Annotated in this window: 16 protein-coding genes and 4 pseudogenes; 13 read left to right on the forward strand and 7 right to left on the reverse strand. The window is 50.5% G+C overall.

The features are described from left to right. Positions 1 to 167: 167 nt before the first annotated feature. The 4 genes and pseudogenes from ABV298_RS16055 to ABV298_RS16070 all read left to right on the forward strand — a co-directional run bounded on the left by ABV298_RS16055 (position 168) and on the right by ABV298_RS16070 (position 3336). The gene (locus ABV298_RS16055; protein ID WP_353723057.1) at positions 168 to 563 is read left to right on the forward strand and encodes an FdtA/QdtA family cupin domain-containing protein; all 396 of its coding nucleotides are present in this window, start codon (positions 168 to 170) and stop codon (positions 561 to 563) included. After that, a pseudogene (locus ABV298_RS16060) lies at positions 560 to 1655 on the forward strand (DegT/DnrJ/EryC1/StrS family aminotransferase). Before ABV298_RS16055 ends, ABV298_RS16060 begins: the two are co-directional and overlap by 4 nt. Then, positions 1652 to 2572 carry a glycosyltransferase family 2 protein gene (locus ABV298_RS16065; RefSeq protein WP_353723058.1) on the forward strand — a complete coding sequence of 307 codons (921 nt, stop codon included), beginning with the start codon at positions 1652 to 1654 and terminating at the stop codon, positions 2570 to 2572. The pseudogene ABV298_RS16060 and the gene ABV298_RS16065 overlap by 4 nt, the downstream one beginning before the upstream one ends. Then, entirely contained in the window at positions 2569 to 3336 is a 768-nt protein-coding gene (locus ABV298_RS16070) for a class I SAM-dependent methyltransferase (protein ID WP_353723059.1), read from the forward strand. The genes ABV298_RS16065 and ABV298_RS16070 overlap by 4 nt, the downstream gene beginning before the upstream one ends. An 18-nt stretch (positions 3337 to 3354) precedes the next feature. On the opposite strand, the gene ABV298_RS16075 is transcribed toward ABV298_RS16070, so the two are convergent. After that, the gene (locus tag ABV298_RS16075) at positions 3355 to 4233 is read right to left on the reverse strand and encodes a PIG-L family deacetylase (protein WP_353723060.1); all 879 of its coding nucleotides are present in this window, start codon (positions 4231 to 4233) and stop codon (positions 3355 to 3357) included. Positions 4234 to 4345: 112 nt separating this feature from the next. Between ABV298_RS16075 and ABV298_RS16080 the strand changes: the two genes are divergently transcribed. The 7 genes and pseudogenes from ABV298_RS16080 to ABV298_RS16110 all read left to right on the forward strand — a co-directional run bounded on the left by ABV298_RS16080 (position 4346) and on the right by ABV298_RS16110 (position 9338). Beyond that, on the forward strand, positions 4346 to 5140 hold the full coding sequence (locus ABV298_RS16080; protein WP_353723061.1) for an SDR family oxidoreductase: 795 nt from the start codon (positions 4346 to 4348) through the stop codon (positions 5138 to 5140). 79 nt (positions 5141 to 5219) lie between these two features. Beyond that, positions 5220 to 5798 carry a TetR/AcrR family transcriptional regulator gene (locus tag ABV298_RS16085; protein ID WP_353723062.1) on the forward strand — a complete coding sequence of 193 codons (579 nt, stop codon included), beginning with the start codon at positions 5220 to 5222 and terminating at the stop codon, positions 5796 to 5798. Positions 5799 to 5842: 44 nt separating this feature from the next. Beyond that, a pseudogene (locus ABV298_RS16090) lies at positions 5843 to 6079 on the forward strand (quinone oxidoreductase); the annotation flags it as partial. A 266-nt stretch (positions 6080 to 6345) separates the two neighbouring features. Continuing rightward, entirely contained in the window at positions 6346 to 6843 is a 498-nt protein-coding gene (locus ABV298_RS16095) for a zinc-binding dehydrogenase (protein WP_353723063.1), read from the forward strand. A gap of 19 nt (positions 6844 to 6862) precedes the next feature. Further along, positions 6863 to 7299 (forward strand): annotated as a pseudogene (locus ABV298_RS16100) (NAD(P)H-dependent oxidoreductase); the annotation flags it as partial. Between the two features lie 6 nt (positions 7300 to 7305). Beyond that, the gene (locus tag ABV298_RS16105; RefSeq protein ID WP_353723292.1) at positions 7306 to 7452 is read left to right on the forward strand and encodes a hypothetical protein; all 147 of its coding nucleotides are present in this window, start codon (positions 7306 to 7308) and stop codon (positions 7450 to 7452) included. An 11-nt stretch (positions 7453 to 7463) separates the two neighbouring features. Further along, positions 7464 to 9338, forward strand: a complete 1875-nt coding sequence (locus ABV298_RS16110) for a monovalent cation:proton antiporter-2 (CPA2) family protein (RefSeq protein ID WP_353723064.1) — start codon at positions 7464 to 7466, stop codon at positions 9336 to 9338. Positions 9339 to 9344: 6 nt separating this feature from the next. Here the strand turns inward: ABV298_RS16110 and ABV298_RS16115 are convergent. The 6 genes and pseudogenes from ABV298_RS16115 to typA form a co-directional block, all read right to left on the reverse strand. Next, positions 9345 to 10734, reverse strand: a pseudogene (locus tag ABV298_RS16115) (sodium:solute symporter family protein). A 340-nt stretch (positions 10735 to 11074) separates the two neighbouring features. Then, a complete protein-coding gene (locus tag ABV298_RS16120; protein WP_353723065.1) occupies positions 11075 to 11371 on the reverse strand; it encodes a hypothetical protein in 297 nt (98 codons plus the stop codon). A 207-nt stretch (positions 11372 to 11578) separates the two neighbouring features. Beyond that, positions 11579 to 11878 (reverse strand): Dabb family protein, encoded by a 300-nt coding sequence (locus ABV298_RS16125; RefSeq protein WP_353723066.1) that lies wholly within the window; start codon positions 11876 to 11878, stop codon positions 11579 to 11581. Positions 11879 to 11907: 29 nt separating this feature from the next. Further along, positions 11908 to 12999: an ATP-binding protein gene (locus ABV298_RS16130; RefSeq protein ID WP_353723067.1), complete on the reverse strand. Its 1092-nt coding sequence runs from the start codon at positions 12997 to 12999 to the stop codon at positions 11908 to 11910. A 395-nt stretch (positions 13000 to 13394) separates the two neighbouring features. Beyond that, complete coding sequence (locus ABV298_RS16135; protein ID WP_353723068.1) at positions 13395 to 14669, reverse strand: Glu/Leu/Phe/Val dehydrogenase; 1275 nt, start codon at positions 14667 to 14669, stop codon at positions 13395 to 13397. A gap of 295 nt (positions 14670 to 14964) precedes the next feature. After that, positions 14965 to 16779, reverse strand: a complete 1815-nt coding sequence (gene typA / locus ABV298_RS16140; RefSeq protein WP_353723195.1) for a translational GTPase TypA — start codon at positions 16777 to 16779, stop codon at positions 14965 to 14967. A gap of 314 nt (positions 16780 to 17093) precedes the next feature. Between typA and ABV298_RS16145 the strand changes: the two genes are divergently transcribed. After that, positions 17094 to 18731, forward strand: coding sequence for a M28 family peptidase (locus tag ABV298_RS16145; protein WP_353723069.1), 1638 nt, complete (start codon positions 17094 to 17096; stop codon positions 18729 to 18731). Positions 18732 to 18784: 53 nt separating this feature from the next. Continuing rightward, a complete protein-coding gene (locus ABV298_RS16150) occupies positions 18785 to 19645 on the forward strand; it encodes a TraB/GumN family protein (protein WP_353723070.1) in 861 nt (286 codons plus the stop codon). Positions 19646 to 19808: the final 163 nt, after the last annotated feature.

Raw genomic sequence — 19808 nt, forward strand, 5'->3', positions numbered from 1 at the left:
TGCGTTAAAAGATCATTAAGTTGCGCCTCGGAGTAACCGATTTTTTTATATGAAAGGTATTTTTGTATTTTAAGGAAAAAATGTCTGACATTTACTAAACGGTACTTTTGAAGAGAGGATCGCATTTCTGAAAAAGACCTGACACACCCTAACAACAAGATTTCCATATGCCGCTATTAGTAGAGCTGGATACATTTAATACCGGATCAGGTAACCTCACAGTCTTTGAAAAAATTATCCCGGGAACCATCAAGCGTGTTTTTTACATTTACGGCGCGGGCGAGACACAGAGAGGCGGCCACAGGCATCACAAAACGTGGAATGCCCTGATCTGTATTCATGGAAGCTGCCGTATATACTCCAATGATGGCGAGAAAGAGGAGGTTTTCATTCTCGACAATCCCGTTTCATGCCTTATCCTGGAACCAAAGGACTGGCACATAATGGATTCATTCTCGGACGACGCAATTCTGCTGGTATTGTCGAACGAATATTACGACAGGGCCGATTATATCGATGAGCCGTATCCGCTGAACCAGCTGAATCACACCGTATCTCAATGATCCCGTTTCTGGATTTGAACCAGGTAAATGCTCCTTACCTGCAGGCGATCGAGGATGCTTCCCGCCGGGTAATCCGCTCGGGCTGGTATATCCTCGGCAATGAGCTGAAATCGTTTGAAAAAGCTTTCGCGGAATATTGCCAGGCGGAGCATTGCGTAGGTACCGCAAACGGCCTGGATGCGATCACGCTTGTTCTGCTGGCGCTGGATTTGCCGGAAAACAGCGAGGTGATCGTTCCCGCCAATACTTATATCGCTTCGGTGCTTCCGGTCAGCTACCTCCATTTGAAACCGGTATTCGTCGAGCCCGATCCACGCACGATGCTGATCGATCCGTCGCTGATCGAACAGGCTATTACGCCGCGAACGAAGGTTATTATTACCGTGGACCTTTACGGAAGAAGCTGTGAAATAGGTCCTGTTCTCGAAATTGCCCGGAAATACGGCCTGAAAGTGATTACTGACGCCGCGCAGGCCCATGGCGCTACCTACGCGGGCAGGAAAGTGGGTTCGTGGGCCGATGCCACCGCATTCAGCTTTTATCCCACGAAAAACCTCGGCGCGTTGGGCGACGCGGGAGCCATTACAACCAACGATCCCGTTTTAGCCGAAAAAATCCGGTATTTGCGCAACTATGGCTCGGTGATCCGCTACCAAAATGAATACCAGGGGGGTTAACAGCCGGTTGGACGAGTTGCAGGCCGCTATTCTCGCCGTAAAACTGCCGTACCTGGATGCAGAGAATACCCGCCGCAGAGAAATAGCCGGACGTTATCTTGCAGAACTCGAATGCCGTGACCTCATCTTGCCGCCTGGCGACCGCCTTGCGGAGGATGCCTGGCACCTGTTTGTCGTGCGGCACCCGCGTCGCGCGGATTTAACCGCCTTTCTGGACAGGCACGGCGTGCAAACGAACATTCATTACCCGCTACCAATTCACAAACAATTAGCCTACAAAGAATTTAAAGATTTACATTTGCCTTTAACAGAGGAAATTCATCGGCAAGTGATCAGTTTGCCACTCAATCCGGTGCTGACGGACGACGAGGTAAGCTATATCATCCAAACCGTCAATCAATTCGATCATTCATGAAGCTATCGGTTATTATCCCGGTTTACAACAGCGAAAAAACCATCCGGCCGCTGATCGAAAAGCTACAAGCCACTTTGTCACAGGTTTCATTCGAGATTGTGATGGTGAACGACGGTAGCCGCGACCGTTCCGAGGAAGTTTGCCGGGAGTTGTCCGATATCTATCCCAACGTCCGTTTTCTTTCCCTGCGAAGGAACTATGGTGAATTCAATGCGGTAATGTGCGGTTTGAACTGGGCTTACGGCACCTATTGCGTAATGATCGATGATGATTTCCAGAACCCGCCGGAAGAGATATTGAAACTGGTAGAAACCGCCGAAACGGGCGATTACGATGTGGTTTACACCTATTATGCCAAGAAACAGCATTCCCTGGGCCGTAACCTGGGCAGCCGGTTCGTGAACTGGATCACGAGCTACCTTCTGAATAAACCCAAAGACCTGTACCTGTCGAGTTTCAAGCTGATCAGGCAGGAGGTTGTGCAGGAGATTATCAAATACCACGGCCCTTATCCCTACATCGACGGCCTCATTTTTCGCATTACGCGCAATATCGGTACAGTGCAGGTAGCGCATCAAAAGCGGGAGGAAGGAGCCTCCAATTATACATTGCACAAACTCGTATCGCTTTTTCTGAATATCCTTTTCTGCTATTCATCGCTTCCAATCCGGCTTTTTGTACCCATTGGCGTCGGGTTGTTCAGTCTGGGGTTTTTCCTTTTGCTTTTTCTTACCATCCAGTGGATCATTGGTCCTGACCCGAAAGGTTGGCAGGTAGTTACCGCTACGCTCATTTTCATCGGCGGCATCCAATGCATGTTGCTGAGTGTTTTGGGCGAATATATCGGCAAGAGCTTCATGGCGCAGAGTGGCCAGCCGCAATATGTGATCAAATACAACAGCTCCGAACCCGTATGATCGGCAACCGGCTCGAATACCAGCGTATGTACGAAACCGAGCGGAAACTATGGTGGTACCAGGCCCTTCATGGCAAGGTTTTGAACCGGATTCAAAAACATTTCGGCGGTGAAAAGCGCACGTTGAAGATCCTCGACGCCGCCTGTGGAACGGGCGGATTACTTTCTTTTTTGAACGAAAATAGTTATTCCAACCTGCACGGCTTCGATTATTCGCAAGATGCCATCGGGTTCTCCAATGAACGCGGGTTGAATGTCGTCTCCGGAGATCTCCGGAATGTGGACGCATTTGAACCGGGCGAAACATTTGACGTCATAATCTGCAACGACGCGCTTTATTTCCTCACCGACGCGGAAATCGTCCGGGCGCTAAGCGCATTTAAGGATCGGCTTAATCCCAATGGTTTGATAATCATTAATATACATGCATTTGAGGCATTCTCCGGTACCCACGACCTGGCGGTTGGCAGCTCCCGCCGTTTCAGACTCGGACAATTTGAGGCGTTCAGCAAAGCGGCAGGGCTGCGCATCGATTACAGCACTTACTGGCCGTTCGCGCTCTCGTTACCGATCTTGCTCGTGCGGCAGTGGCAAAAATACCGGATCAGGAACCAGAAAGTAAATGTGAACGAACTCGACTCGGACGTCGGGTACCCTGGCGACGTCGTGAATACGATTTTGAAGGCGGTAACCAAAACGGAATCCGTCCTGTTCGGCAGTGCTCCTTTTGGCAGTTCGCTCTTTATGACAATGCGCCCGGATTAACCCGGTGCCGTTCCCGCTTTATTTTCCGGAATATCCGGATGCATTGACGGCATCGAACAATGCCCTGGTTTTCGCAACACCGGCTTCGCCATTGATCGCAAAATACCAGAAAACTTCCAAGTCGCCGCGGTGCATTGCCTGGTTCATATCGCCGCTTTGTGACTTGTGGGCCGCCTTCACCCAGTCCGCAACAATCATGTAGCTATGTTTTTTATCTTCCCCGAAACTGTAAGAACGATCCAGTTCAAACACGGGTGCGGTTTTCAGGATATCCGTTTCGGGATAGCCGCCCAGCCCGTTGAACCGGAATGCATAGCCCTTGTCCTGCGATTGGCTTCCCAAAACAATCGGTTTGTTGGCCCCTTTGAAGCGCTGTACTGCCCTTATGGCACTAATGGACGCTGTTTTGTGGTGTGCGTGCTGGCCTTCGTGCGGAACGAGGCAGAATATGAAGTCGTAATTACCATTGGCGAGGATATTGTCGAGCTTCTTTTCCACATATGCAATATCCCAGTTTTTGCCTTGCAAATAAGGTTTTTCGTTGCGGTTATAGTAATCGTCGAGCTGGTCGAGAAAGAAGAAATTACCGATTCCCATGATCTCCCCCGATGCCATCAGCTCCTTTTTGCGTATTAGCGGCAAATGTTTCCGGCCCGTGGCGGAATCCACCAGGTTCAGGCCGTAGTAACTGGAAGCAACGAGCCCGTTATAACCGCCGGAAGCATCGGTGATCAGCGCGAGGTCGGCCGCGCCTTTCAGTTCGCGGGTAATTTTAAAGATAGTAACCGGAAACATTGTTTCATCGTCAGGATGGGCGGTAACGATCAGTACGCGTGGGCCTTGTGCGTGTGCGGCGAGCGAAAGCAGGAGCAGGAATGAAAGATAAACGTTTCTCATGCGATGATTTTGTAAGGTGAGGTGTTATAAAATTAGGGAATCCGGGCATGATTGCAACGTTGCCGGTTCCTGCCTGTCCAAATTATCGTCACGCTCTTATTATCAAACTATTATGGATTTAAAGCTCAACGGGAAAACCGCCTTCATCAGTGGTTCTACGCAGGGGATCGGTTTCGCCATCGCGCAAAGCCTTTTGAAGGAAGGAGCCAATGTCATCATCAACGGACGTTCGGAAAGCAAAGTGGCGGAGGCGGTCCGTAAATTGAAAGAATTACCGGGTACCGGCAATGTGGCCGGCTTCGCTGCCGATTTTTCGAAAGTGGAAGAAGTGAATACATTGCTGGAAAAGCTGCCTGACATCGATATTCTCGTGAATAATGCCGGAATTTTCGAGCCAAAGCCATTTACGGAAATCTCGGACGAAGAGTGGTTCCGGTTTTTTGAAGTGAACGTGTTGAGTGGCGTTCGGCTGGCCCGGTATTTCTTTCCGAAAATGCTTGCCAAAGACTGGGGCCGTATCATTTTTATTTCCAGCGAATCGGGCGTAAACATCCCCGAAGAAATGATTCACTATGGCACGACCAAAACGGCCCAGCTGGCTGTGAGCCGTGGTTTGGCAGAATTGACCAGGGGGACGAACGTCACCGTGAACACAGTTATGCCCGGCCCGACGAAATCGGAGGGTGTCGCCGATTTTGTGAAGCAACTGGGCGAAGCGCACAATATGTCGGCGGAGCAGGCGGAGAAGGACTTCTTTAAAAATGCACGGCCTACGTCGCTATTGCAGCGGTTTGCCTCCGTAGAGGAAATTGCCAACCTCGTGACTTACGTGGCGAGCCCGTTATCGTCGGGTACGAATGGCTCCGCTTTGAAAGTCGACGGCGGGGTTGCCAAGTTCATCATCTGACACCCACACGCTTGCATGGAAACCGAGCGATAATGTATCTATTTTGGAACGTTCATTCTGAAATAATTGTCTGATAGTCATGGCACGCAACAAAGCATTCGAACCGGAAGAGCGGCTGGAAAAGGCGAAATGCCTTTTCTGGCAAAAAGGCTACAACGCAACCTCCATGCAGGATCTGGTGGAAACAATGGGCCTGAACCGCGGGAGCATATACGATACTTACGGCGACAAGCACAGCTTGTTTCTGCAGTGTCTGCGGAGTTATACCGAAAGTGTCTTTGAAGATTACCGCAAATTGGCCGAGGAGGTGAAATCACCTTTGAAGGCCGTAGAAAAGATCATCAGAAAAGCCGCTCTCAGAACGATAGACGAGGAAAAAACCTGCCTGGGTGTCAAATCGACTTTCGAACTCGCATCGGTGGATAGTGAAGTGCATGCCATATTAAAGGAAAACACCAGCCGCCTGGTGGCTGTTTTGAAAGATCTTCTCAAAAAGGCCCAGAAAGCCGGGGAGATCAACGGTAAGAGGGACCCGGAAATGCTTGCGAATTTCATCGTTTCGAATTTTACGGGCTTCTGGCAATTTTACCTGGTGTATGGTGACAGCGAGTTGGTTCAGCAGCAAGCCGAATTTTTAATAAAATCTGTCAAAAAATAAATTTTGTCTAATGGTGGAACGAGCGTTCCATAATGGTTACGGACATGTCAGGGTTAATTACAGAAATAGCAAATAAATCAGGTATTGTAAAAATCTACAAACAAGGAGCGCCCTCTGTGCTGGGTTACGAAAGAGAGTCGATTACAGAACCGGGACCCGGCCAGGTGAGGATACGCCAGGAAGCCATCGGGCTGAATTTTGTAGATACTTATTACCGCGACGGCAAGTTCCCCGTCAAATCCTTCCCCTACACGCCGGGCGTGGAGGCGGCGGGCGTTATCGAGGCGGTTGGGCCGTGGGTTACCGAATTCAAGGTCGGTGATCACGTAGGTTATCACTTCATTCCCGGTGCTTATGCGGAGAGCCGTGTCGTGTCGACGCAGCAACTCATCCACATTCCGGAAGGAGTTACGTCCGAGCAGGCGGCTGCGGTGCTGGTCAAAGGCTTCACAGCCCGAATGCTGGTGAAGGAGGTCAGTCCGGTTAAGCCCGGCGATATAGTACTGGTACATGCCGCCGCGGGCGGTGTGGGAACACTCGTTACGAAATGGGCGAAAGCCCTGGGTGCGACGGTGATCGGTACGACGGGTTCGGAGGAAAAAAAGAGGTTGTGCTGGCCAACGGCGCCGACCATGTATTTCTCGCCGAATGCAGCCAATTTGTGCATTCGGTGCTCGAAATTACAGAGGGACGGGGAGTTGACGCCGTATTTGATGGCGTCGGTAAGGACACTTTCTCCTATTCGCTGGATGTGATCCGGAAAGGGGGCAAAATTGTACTTTACGGGTCGTCGTCGGGGCAGCCGGAGCATATCGATCACGCAGCATTACGCGAAAAATCGATCGTGATGGCCACTCCGACGCTCAGCGCGTACATTACTGACCACGCTACGCTGGAAGCATATGCGGCGGATACTTTCGACGCTCTGCGTAGCGGAATTTTCGGCGAACTGGCTATCACGCGCTATCCGTTATCAAAAGCAAATCAGGCGCAGGCCGATCTCGAAGCACGGAAGACGACAGGCTCCGTTATTCTCATACCCTGAGTCGCATCCGTTCATCATCATGGCCAAAGTCCTTATTCAGTTTGCTCATCCGACGCTGAGCAAATCCAATGTCCAGAAAACGCTGGAAAAGTACGCCCGTACGGTGAGAGGGGTGACTTTCAACGATCTTTATGAACATTACCCCGATCTTTTCATTGATATCAAAAGAGAGCAGCAACTGCTGGCGAAGCATGATATCATCGTATTCCAGCATCCGTTCTACTGGTACAGCAGTCCGCCGATCCTGAAACAATGGCAAGACCTCGTGCTGGAATACAACTGGGCTTACGGGCCGAAAGGTTACGCATTGAAAGGAAAAAAATGTTCAATGCTGTGTCATGCGGGGGTGGGCGCGAAGCCTATACTTCAACAGGGTATAACCGTTTTCCGCTCGGCCAATACCTTTTGCCTTTCAACCAAACGGCCTATTTGTGCCGGATGGACTATCTGCCGCCTTTCGCCGTGCACGAAACATACACCATCGAAGATTATACACTGAGGGCTTACGGCGAACAATATGCCGGCCTTCTGGAAGCGCTGGTAAACGACCGCGTTACCGCGGACGAATTCGCCGGTGTTGAATATATGAACGAACTCTTTCCACACTAACCGATACCGAAATGCAGCAGACCTTCTTTTTTCAGGCAATGATATACCTGGCGGCCGCGGTCGTGATGGTGCCTATTGCAAAGCGGCTTGGGCTGGGATCGGTGCTCGGGTACCTGGTGGCAGGGGTGATTATCGGTCCGGCTGGTTTGAAATTCATTGGAATGGAGGGCCAGGACATCATGCATTTCGCCGAGTTCGGGGTCGTGATGATGCTTTTTGTAATTGGCCTCGAACTGGAACCCTCGCGCTTGTGGCGCTTGCGCAAGAGCATAGCCGGCCTCGGAGGGTTGCAGGTGGGTGTTACTACGGTGATAGTTGCAGGCATCGCCATGCTTTTCGGGGTAAGCTGGAAGGAGGCGCTTGCCCTGGGGATGATCGTCGCGATGTCGTCTACCGCGATTGTAATGCAGACATTGCATGAAAAAGGCTGGCTGAAAACGGTAGCCGGCCAGAGCTCGTTTGCAGTGCTGTTGTTCCAGGACCTCGCGATTATCCCTATGCTCGCGTTGTTTCCGTTGCTGGCAGAACATGCAGCGCCGGCAGGCGGGCACGGTGATGGCGGATCGCTGGTAAGCTCGCTACCGGCATGGCAGCAGGCGGTGGTCGTTTTATTATCGGTTTCGGCGATTGTCGTAACCGGGAAATACCTCTTACGACCTGTTTTCCGCACAATGGCGCGCACCGCATTGCGGGAAATGTTTACCGCCACAGCGTTGCTGCTGGTCGTGGGTATCGCAGTGCTGATGACTTCCGTCGGTTTAAGTCCCGCTCTCGGCGCATTTGTGGCGGGTGTCGTACTCGCCAATAGCGAATACCGGCACGAGCTCGAAAGCTCCATCGACCCGTTCAAGGGATTACTATTGGGGCTGTTCTTCATTTCCGTCGGTTCGTCTATCGACTTCGTACTGGTGGTTTCAAAGCCCATGGCGATCATTGGGTTAGTGGCCGGGCTGATGGTGCTGAAAATGATCATTCTTTTTGTTTTGGGTAAAATATTCGAGGTAAGGAATGCACAGAATTTCATTTTCAGCATTGGCCTTAGCCAGATCGGGGAATTTGCGTTCGTGTTGCTCAGTTTCTCGGTTCAGCATGGGGTGTTGGGGAAAGAACTGTCCGATACGATGACGGCCGTTGTAGCCATTAGCATGGCCATGACACCGCTGGCGATGATTATTAACGAGAAATTCATACTGACCCGTTTCTGCCTTGTGAGCGCGGGCTTGCAGGCGCCGCAGCGGCCCAGCGATGTGGAAGAGGAGGACAATCCGGTGATCATAGCCGGCTATGGACATTTCGGGAATACGATCGGACGTTTTTTGCGGGCGAATGGCGTAGAAGCGACGGTTCTCGACAACGACAGCGACAATGTGGATTTCCTGCGCAGAATGGGCCTGAAAGTATATTACGGTGACGCTACGCGCTACGAGCTGCTGGATATTGCCGGGGCAAGCCGCGCGCAAATGATCATCATTGCGATCAGCGACGAGGAAAAACGGCTGGAATTGATCGAAACCGTGAAAAAGCATTTTCCTAACCTGCACATGCTGGTGCGCTCTACCAACCGTAACGACGCTTATGACCTTATGAACGCGGGTATGATGCATATTTACCGGGAAACTTTCGACACGAGTTTAAGATTGGGGGTCGACGCGCTGAAACTGCTCGGTCACCGGGCGCATGAAGCCACACGAATGGCCAAAACATTTTTTATTCATGACGAAAGGACATTGAAGCACCTGTCGAGCATCCGGAATGACGAGGAATATATTCACGCGGCGCGCCAGCATATGGAAGAGCTGGAAATGATTATGCAAGCCGACAGGGAAGCGGTGCATTTGAACGCGCTGGCAGGCTGGGACCGCAAGGCGGAAGCGGAAACGGCCTGATTGGGTTCAGGAAGCCATACGGGTACCGTTCGTCGCCTTTTCCCAAAGCCAGCCCGCCGCCATTCCCGAGAGGCTGGCCAGAAGGCCGTAAATCAGGGCCGGGTATTCGGTTTCTATAAAAACACAAACAAGCCAGACCACCAACCCGGTCACCATCGACAGTATACAGCCGAGCGAATTGCTGCTTTTCCAGTAAAGCCCCGCTGCCAAAGGCACAAACAACGACACCAGGCTGAATGCCGACGATTCGGCTACGAGTTCAAAAATACTTTCCCGCGTCGAGGCCATGAAGATGCACACCACTGTGATGCCGACGATGCCTGTACGGATGATTTTCAACAATTGCCGGTCGTTCAGGTCCGGTTTGAAGAACTTGAAAATATTTTCCCCCAGGACTACCGCCGGCGCCATAATTGCGCTGCTGGTGGTACTGAGAATGGCCGATACCAATGCGCCGAAGAAAAGGATTTGAAGTGGCAGGTTCATATGTTTTAAAACCATATTCGGGATGATCATCTGGCCGTCCGCTTCTTCTCCGGGATACAAATGATGCCCGCAGAGTCCGATGAAGAGCGGCAGTAATGCGATCGTCAGGTACATCAGGGATGACAGAAGCGTCGATTGCACCGAAACGCGGGCCGATTTCGCGGACATTACCCGCTGAAAAACATCCTGTTGCGGGATCGACCCCAGCCCGATTGTGATCCAGGCCGCGAAATATTCGAGATGCCCTTTGAGAGTATTCTCAGGGAAAAAGCGGAAAAAACCTTTCGGGGCGGCGTCGATCAGAGGCTGGAAACCACCGACTTTTACGTACAACACCGCCGCGACAATGAGCAGGCCTGCGACGATCATGACCGTTTGCACAAAATCCGTGATTGATATCGACCACATACCGCCCCAGATCGTATAAAGAATCACGACAAAAGAACTCGCCAGAATACACACCAGCAGCGACCAGCCCAGCACTACTTTCAGCACGATACCCATGGCGAGCAACTGGGCGGCGATCCAACTGAAATAGGACGGGATAATGAGAATAGCGGAAAGCAGTTCGGCATGGCGTCCGTAGCGCAGCCTGAAAAAATCACAAAATGTGATAATATTCATTTTGTAAAATCTTCGGGCAAAGAATATCCCCACCAAGAAAAGGCATAACGATGCTCCGAAAGGATCTTCGATAACCCCCCAGTACACCGTGCTCGACAAACTCGGTGGGCGCCCCCATGATCGTCTCCGACCCGAACCAGGTTGCAAATGTAGCGGAAGCCGCCAGGATCAGCGGCAACTGCCTTCCCGCGAGCACAAAATCCTGCGTGGAATTGATCCTTCCGGAGGCCCAGAGACCGATTCCCAGGTTCGCGAGCAGGTATGCCAGGATAGAGAAGGCCAACATGTTTTCAGGCTTTCTGGTGTTCTGCACTCCACTGCGTGGCTGCGCTGACGGTACTTATTTCCCGGAAAATGGACGGGCTTAATTCGATGTCAGTAAATGTTTTACTCATTTAGTCGAAGTTTTGTAACAAGCATCGTTGCCGTGGAGAATGGTATTTTAACGGGTATAGCACCTGATATTCAAAGTCCGATGATCCGTGGCTCCGAATTCGGTACCGCGATAATAACCGGCATGGAGCCGGCCCACGGGGCATACATCCACAACTGCAAAATAAAAAGAAAAGGCCGGATAAACGTGGCTTTGTGCACAGTATCCGGCCTTTTATTGAAAGACTTAATAATTATCTGGGTCCGCGGCGATGTCCGTTTTGTCCGTAACGGTCGCTCCGGCGATATTGTTTGCGGTAAGCACGGTCGTCGTGCCGGCGGTATTTGTGGCGGTCGGCATAGATGATGCGCCGCGGGGCCGGTTTCACAACCACGACACGTGGTGGCGGAGGGGGAACGTGGTAATACCTGTACCCGTGCCGGTAACCGTAGTCATAGCCCGGGCTATAGGAACGGTAAGTACAGGACGATATGGAAACAGCTGCGATCAACGTCATGACGACCGGCAACCAAATTCTGTTCTTTTTCACGGTTCTGGTTCATTTTGTACTGTTCAAAGAACGAATTGAATAGGCGAATAGTGCCGTAAGGAAAGTGAATCGACAGCGCTTACCGAGTTATCCACATTGTGGATTTCTTTTAAATATCGGTCAATTATCTGATAATGAATGTATTTTGAAGTTGTTAACAAGTTATTCACATTTTGACTGTGGATAACTTGTTAACAAATATTGGGATTATGCTTCCACGTCGTAGATAAGCACACGTTCCCAGAGGTGAGCGCATTCTTCCACGAATTTTTTGTGGAGCGGATGTACCTGGTATGCGTCATGAGCGGCTTCGTCCTTGAAAATCAGTATCTCGGCAAAGTCATAAGTGGCGTCGATGACAGGTCTGCGGGTCGCAGCCGGAGAACCGATATAAGCCGATTCGATGGATTCGATTGCTTCGAGTGATTTGATGCCGGCCAGCAGGGCTTGTCTTGCTTCTTCGTTGTCCTTTTCCTTCAACCAGAAGAATACATTATGGATAAACATGAATTATGGTTTATGGTGTTAGAAATTAATTATGGATTCGATTGATTGACGGCATCGTCCGTTTTTCCTTCCGGGAGCTGCTGGTGATAAGCCTTTTCGAGCTTGAACGAAAACGTGGTACCCTTGTCGGGCTTGGACATGACGGCAATTTTGGTATCATGGGCATTCAATATATGTTTTACAATGGCAAGTCCCAAGCCCGTGCCGCCAATTTCTTTGCTCCGGCTTTTATCGATCCGGTAGAAACGCTCGAAAATGCGGTTCAAATGTTCATGGGGAATGCCGGGTCCGTTGTCCTTCACTTCCACCTCGATATATTTTTTGCTTTCGCTGAAATGCACGATTACTTTGCCGTTTTCATTGCCGTATTTAATGGCATTCTCGATGAGGTTCAGCATGACCTGCTGCATCCGGTCGGCATCGGCCTTTACCCATACTTCCGGCATGTCTTCTGGTTTAACTTTCAATGCCACATTTCGGCTTTTGGCGATATTTTCGAGCCTGCTGAAAATGCCGACCGTAAGATGCCGGATATCGATCGGGACGATGTTCATTTTAATGTCGCCCGTCTCCATCTGCGAGAGCACGAGCAGGTCCTTTACCAAAACATCCAGACTGTCGAGATTCTTCGCCGCCTTCCTCAGGAACCGTTCGCGTACGTTTTCGTCTTCCATCGCACCGTCGAGCAGTGTGTGGATAAAGCCTTGCGCCGCGAAAATCGGCGTTTTGAATTCATGTGAAACATCGGCCAGAAATTCCCTGCGAAACAATTCCAGCTTTTTGAGCTCGTCAATCTCCTTTTGTTTTTTGGTTACATAAACAAAGATCTCGTCGTTGATCGTCTTCAAGGGATTCGATTCACGGATAAGTTTTTTGCGCGGAGCCATATTAAAATCCTTCATTTTCAGCTTGTGGATCGTGCGGTACATCTTGTTGACTTCACGGAAAACAAGGATATCGACGGCGTAAAGCACGAGGAAAAACGAGGAAATAAAGGACGAAATAGCCGAAACGAAGAGCATCCCTTTCGAAACGCCATCGACAAACGCCAGGAATGTAGTGGTAATAAGCGAAATCAGGAACGCCAGGATGACGGCAATGAAACGGGGACTTAGCGACATGATACTTTAAAGCTTGCTGCACGCCGGGGCGTGTTCTCCGGCATGCAGCGAGTCGATTGAGATTTTAGCCTTAAAGTTAACACTTTGAAGCCGGTTTAGATTCGGTTCCGCTTCCGAAGTGGCTTGTTAAGAAATTGTTAAGCGTGGTCATTTATTGTCAGGTGTAGTCAGGTGTGGTCATTTATTGTCAGGGAGTCATGGATTGTCAGGTGTGGTTAGGAATAGCCAGGTGTTGGTATTTGTGGTTAATAGCATTTTAAAGCTGCCTCTGACCAACACCCGACCAACACCCGACCATTCCTGACTATACTTGACCATACCTGACAATAAATGACCATACCTGACCAAACTTGACCAAATCTGACAATCCAATCTACATCCGACGCCGAACGACCTTAAAATCCGCCCCGATACTTGTATGTGCTTGCTACTTTATCGATTGCGACGATGTATGCGGCAATGCGTAGCGACACCTTATATTTCAACGACGTTTCGTACACTTTGTCGAAGGCGTCCTTCATGATGCGGTCGGTACGGCGGTTAATGCGTTCGAGCGTCCATTTGTAGCCAATACGGTTTTGGACCCATTCGAAATAGGAAACGGTTACGCCGCCTGCATTCGCGAGAATGTCGGGCACCACCATAATGCCTTTTTCATTGATAATGTCGTCGGCTTTGGCGGAAGTAGGCCCATTGGCGCCTTCCACGATCAGCCGCGCCTGGATACCGGCCACATTTTTGCGGGTGATGACATCTTCTTTCGCCGCAGGTACGAGCACATCGACGGGCAATGTAAACAGGTCGTCGCCCGAGATGGGTTCCGCTTTGGCATAACCTTCCAATGATCCTTTGTTAGCGTCGCGATAGGCGATGGCATCGGCCACATCGATTCCCTTGGCATTATAATATGCGCCCGAAATGTCGCTGATTGCGTGAATAGCCACGCCGCGTTCCCGCAGGAGCAGGGCCGCGTGCGAGCCTACGTTGCCGAAACCCTGGACCGCCGCCGTGGCACGATAGGGGTTAATGCGAAGCTTCTCCATCCCGGCCAGTGCGGATACCATTACACCGCGGCCGGTCGCTTCGGTTCGGCCCAGCGAGCCGCCGAGGACGAGCGGTTTGCCCGTTACCACAGCCGGGATCGTCATGCCCTTCGATTTGGAATATTCATCCATCAGCCACGCCATCTCGCGCGGACCAGTGCCCATGTCGGGCGCGGGAATATCCTGGTCGGGGCCGAAAACATCGAGTAATGCGGTCGTGTAGGCACGCATAAGGCGTTCGATTTCTCCGGGGGACATTTCGCGCGGGTTACATGCGACGCCCCCCTTCGCACCGCCATAGGGAATGTCCACTACCGCACATTTCCAGGTCATCCAGGCCGCCAATGCACGTACTTCGTCCAGATTTACGTCGGGATCGAAACGTATCCCACCCTTGCTCGGGCCGAGAATGGTGGAGTGGATCACACGATAGCCTTCGAAAGTCCGGATTTCGCCGGAATCCATCGTTACGGGCAGCCCTACCGTGACTTGTTTGCGGGGGACTTTGAGGATATAATACATTTCTTCGGAGATGCCGAGCAAGTCTACGGCCTTATCGAATCGCTGCATCATTGACTCCAACGGATTGTCTTTATCCTTAATCGGAGCTGGTTCTATGTAAGACATTATTTGATTTATAATATGTTGATAATAAATTAGTTATCTCGGTATGTCCGAGCTGGCGATACAAACTACGCTATTTGCTGGTATAAAAGCAAAAAACTAGTTTTTCTTGAAATAGTAATAAAAAATGGCTGGCATAGAATGTTTCAGGGGAGTGACAAACGCTAAAATTATACCGGGGAATTTAGCGATTATCCCAAATTTTGTGGCGGGATCGGGGCAAAAGGTGAAATGCAGAAAAAATAAAAAAAGGAGACAGAATTTGCCTCCTTTTCGGGTTTGGAATATCGGACCTTTCTCAGGCCATTTCCAGTTTGGACGCATAACGCTTGCGATCGTTTTCATCCAGGTATATTTTCCGCATGCGCATGCTCTGCGGGGTCACTTCCAGGTATTCGTCTTTCTGGATGTATTCCATTGATTCTTCCAGGGAGAAATTAATTTTCGGGGCAATACGCAACCCGTCGTCCGAGCCGGAAGCACGCATGTTGGTCAGCTTTTTCGCTTCCTGCAAGTTCACCACGATGTCGTTCGGACGGTTGTGTTCGCCTACTACTTGTCCGCCGTAAACCTCATCGCCCGGATCCACGAAGAAACGTCCGCGATCTTGCAGTTTATCGAGGGTGTAACCGGTTGCCGGGCCTGTGTTTTTCGAAATAATCGATCCGTTCAGACGGCCGGGAATCGGTCCGCGGAATGGCTCGAAGCTCTTGAAACGGTGGGTCATTACGGCTTCGCCTTGGGTAGCGGTGAGCACGTTCGAGCGCAGCCCGATCAAGCCACGTGAAGGGATTTCGAATTCGAGGTGTTGCAAATCGCCTTTCGGTTCCATGACCAATAGCTCACCTTTGCGCTGCGTCGCCAGTTCGATCACTTTTCCGGCGGTTTCTTCCGGTACGTCCACAACCAATGTCTCGATCGGTTCGAGGCGCTGGCCGTTTTCGTCTTCTTTGTAGAGAACTTGCGGTTGCCCTACCTGCAATTCGTAACCTTCACGACGCATAGTTTCGATCAATACCGACAAATGGAGGATACCGCGGCCGTAAACGAGGAATTTGTCCTCCGTATCCGTTGGTTCCACGCGCAATGCGAGGTTTTTCTCAGTTTCTTTTAACAATCTGTCGCGGATATGCCGCGAGGTAACGAATTTGCCTTCCTTGCCAAAGAACGGCGAATTGTTGATCGTGAAGAGCATGTTCATGGTAGGCTCGTCCACCGCGATGCGTGGCAATGCTTCGGGATTTTCGGCGTCGGCGATCGTATCGCCGATTTCGAAATCTTCGATGCCTGTTACCGCGCAGATATCGCCAGCGCTTACTTCGGTTACCTTGGTTTTACCCAAACCCTCGAACAGCTGTACTTCTTTGATTTTCACCTTCTTCATTACACCGCCGGCTTTGCAAAGCGTCACGGTTGATCCTTCCTTGATCGTTCCACGATGTACACGGCCGATGGCGATACGGCCTACGAATGCATTATAATCCAGTGAAGTGATCTGCATTTGCAGGTTACCTTCCGTTACTTTTGGAGCAGGAATCTGCTCGATGATCGTGTCGAGAAGGAATGTAATATCTTCGGTCGGTTTCTGCCAGTCAGGGCCCATCCAGCCTTGTTTCGACGAACCGTACACGGTCACGAAGTCGAGCTGGTCCTCGGTAGCACCGAGGTTGAACATCAGGTCGAATACATTTTCCTGAACTTCTTCCGGACGGCAGTTTTCCTTATCTACCTTGTTTACAACCACGATCGGTTTCAGGCCGAGCGTGATGGCTTTGCCCAGCACGAAACGGGTTTGGGGCATCGGGCCTTCAAATGCATCGACCAGCAACAATACGCCATCCGCCATTTTAAGTACGCGTTCTACCTCGCCACCGAAGTCCGCGTGACCCGGTGTATCGATTACATTGATCTTGACATCTTTGTAACGTACCGATACGTTCTTGGAAACAATTGTAATCCCACGCTCACGTTCCAGATCGTTGTTGTCGAGAATCAGGTCGTCGAATTCCTGATTGTCGCGAAACAGCTTTGACGCGTGGATGATTTTGTCGACCAAAGTGGTTTTGCCGTGGTCAACGTGCGCAATAATTGCGATGTTACGAATGGCTTGCATTGTTTTATAGATCAGTTGTTTACGGCACTGCTGCGGAATGCTCCGATCGCGCGTCAGGGCCGATTTGGCTTTCGTCTGGGTGTAATTTGCCAAACAGGGTGCAAATGTACGCACTTTTTCCCTGAATAACAGTATTTTACAATTAATTTATTGTTATCCTGTGAAAAACAGCCTTTAAACTAAAAGAAGTGCAAAAGGGAAGGGAATATCAGAGAGAAGCAGTTGCTTTTTTGGACATGCGGTAGCAAGGCCGTTTTGCATTCGCCGCCACGTTTCGTTTATTTGTAAGGATTGAAATACCATTAAACCTCATGATGAATAAGAACCTACTGGCTGGATTACTCCTGTCTGTTAACACCCTGGCATGGGCACAGGAGCGCCTGCCGCAGGAACGCCTGCCGCAGGAACGCCTGCCGCAGGATGATGTAGCCCGATATGCGGCAAGCATTACCCCCTCCGATTTGAAGAAACACCTGGTGATTATCGCGTCGGACAGTCTCGAAGGCCGCGATACCGGCTCTCCCGGCCAGAAGAAGGCGGCCGAGTATGTTTCGAAATACTACCAACAATATGGCTTGGAACCCATTGCGACCGACGCCGACGGTTCGAAGAGCTATTTGCAAAAATATAAGCTGTACAAGCGTAGCTGGGGCGAAGTGTATGTAAAGGCCGGAGCCAAGAAATATGAATTTAATAAAGACTTTTATCTCAATGGATTGCTCGATATTCCGGATGAGGTAACTACAAATCTTGTCACCGCAGGCTACGGAATCGAAGAAGGCAGTTACAGCGATTATGCCGACCTGGATGTGAAGGGCAAATCGGTGGTGGTTTTTGACGGAGAACCGAAATCTTCGGGGGGTAAATATCTGTTGAGCGGAAACACGGAAAAGACCAAATGGAGCGGGCCGGTTTCGTGGCAGGTGAAGGCAAAACTCGCGCAGGAAAAAGGCGCCAAATACGTTTTTTTGATTACCGACAAAACCGGCGAAGACCTCGACAAGGAGATCCGGCAGCGCGCGGTAATGGCCCGGCGGTTCAGTGCGCCTACGTTGAAGCCGGTCCGGGAAAACCCGTCCGGGATAGCGGCGTTTGTGGTTTCGGGCAACGTAGCGGCCGAAATGTTGGGCACTTCCCCTTTGAAACTCAACAAATTGAAAGCTGAAATTGATAAATCGGGCAAACCGGTGTCAAAGGAATTTACGGGGACTGCTTCTCTGAAGGTCGGGCGTGTGAGCGAAACCATCGATACCGAGAATGTGGCTGCTTTCATGGAAGGCTCCGACAAGAAGGATGAGGTGCTGGTGATCAGCGCGCATCTGGACCATATCGGCATTTCTGAAAACGGAGAAATCAATAACGGTGCCGACGACGACGGTTCGGGAACGGTTTCGTTGCTGGAACTTGCGGAGGCGTTCAGCAAAGCGAAAGCGGACGGTAAAGGCCCGCGGAGAAGCATTTTGTTTCTGAATGTGACGGGAGAGGAAAAGGGCCTTTTCGGTTCGGAATATTACTCTGAAAATCCGCTGTTACCGCTCAAAAACACCATCGCGGACTTGAACATCGACATGATCGGCCGGGTGGACGAAGCCCATAAGAATGACCATCGGTACGTATATCTGATCGGTTCGGATAAACTTTCCTCCAAACTGCACGAAATCAGCGAGGAAGCGAACAAAAAATATGTCAATTTCAAACTCGATTACACTTTCAACGACCCGAAAGACCCCAACCGCTTCTACTACCGCTCGGATCATTACAATTTTGCCAAAATGGGCATTCCGGTGATTTTCTATTTTACAGGCGTCCACGAAGATTACCACCGCCCGGGCGACGACGTCGAAAAAATCCTCTTCGACAAGCAGTCGGAAATTGTAAAACTGGTATTTTACACCGCCTGGGAATTGGTAAACCGTGACGAGCGTATTGTGGTGGATAGCCATAAGGATTAGGTTTTGGGGAAATTGCGGGGGAGGAATGGGAGGAAATCTTTAAAGGCTTGATTATGAAAAAGATATTGTCTCCGCTATTGTTTTGCCTTTTCTGCGCATTGTCGAAAGCGCAGGTGCCGGCCGAACATTCGCTGCTTTGGGAAATCACAGGACCGGGATTATCGAAGCCCTCCTATCTGTTCGGAACCATTCACCTCATTTGTCCGACCGATTTCGGGTTAAGCGATTCATTGAAATCTGCCCTCGCACGTACGGAGCAGGTGGCGTTGGAAATGGATATGGACGATCCGGGGATGATGGCCGGGATGATGAAAACAATGAATATGACTGCGGGTAACGAGTTGAAAAAGCTCGTTACCGCACAGGAATACGACCGGCTTGACCGGTTTTTCAAAGATTCGGTGCACGTCGGTCTGTCCATGTTCGAACGGGCGAAGCCATTCGTTTTGATGGGGCCGCTGTTTAATACGGTGCTGGATTGTCAGCCGCAATCCTATGAAATGGCGCTGATGGAACTGGCGGGAAAGCAGAAGTCGGAGGTGATCGGTATCGAGACGCTGGAAGAGCAAATGGCCATTTTTGATACCATTCCCTATCAAGACCAGGCGAAAATGCTACTCAATCTAATCGACAGCCTGCCCGCCGCACGAAAAGAGTTCAGAAGCCTTGTGGCCCTATATAAGGCGCAAGACATCAACGAACTCTACCGGATGACGCTGAAAAGCGAATTTGGGATGGAAGGTAACGAAGAAGTAATGCTTTTTGCCCGTAACCGGAAGTGGGTGCCGCGCATACGCAGGATCGCGGGCGGGAAGCCAACGTTCTTCGCAGTTGGAGCGGCGCATCTCGGGGGTGAGAAAGGTGTTATCGCGTTGCTGCGGAAAGAGGGGTTTAAGGTAAGGGCGGTGAAGTGAATTTGCCGCCATTTTCGGTTACAGGTACTCGCAATAGCCGTTTGAAAACTCATGGTGTATTAGTGCGTGATTTTAGGAGGTAGGAGATAAATTTGAGTTTTAAACTCTCCACACACTGGTAAAATATGGATCAGGAAAGATATGAACTGATTGCGGACGAGGA

The organism is Dyadobacter sp. 676, from assembly GCF_040448675.1.
In the GTDB taxonomy this organism is placed as follows: Bacteria; Bacteroidota; Bacteroidia; order Cytophagales; family Spirosomataceae; genus Dyadobacter.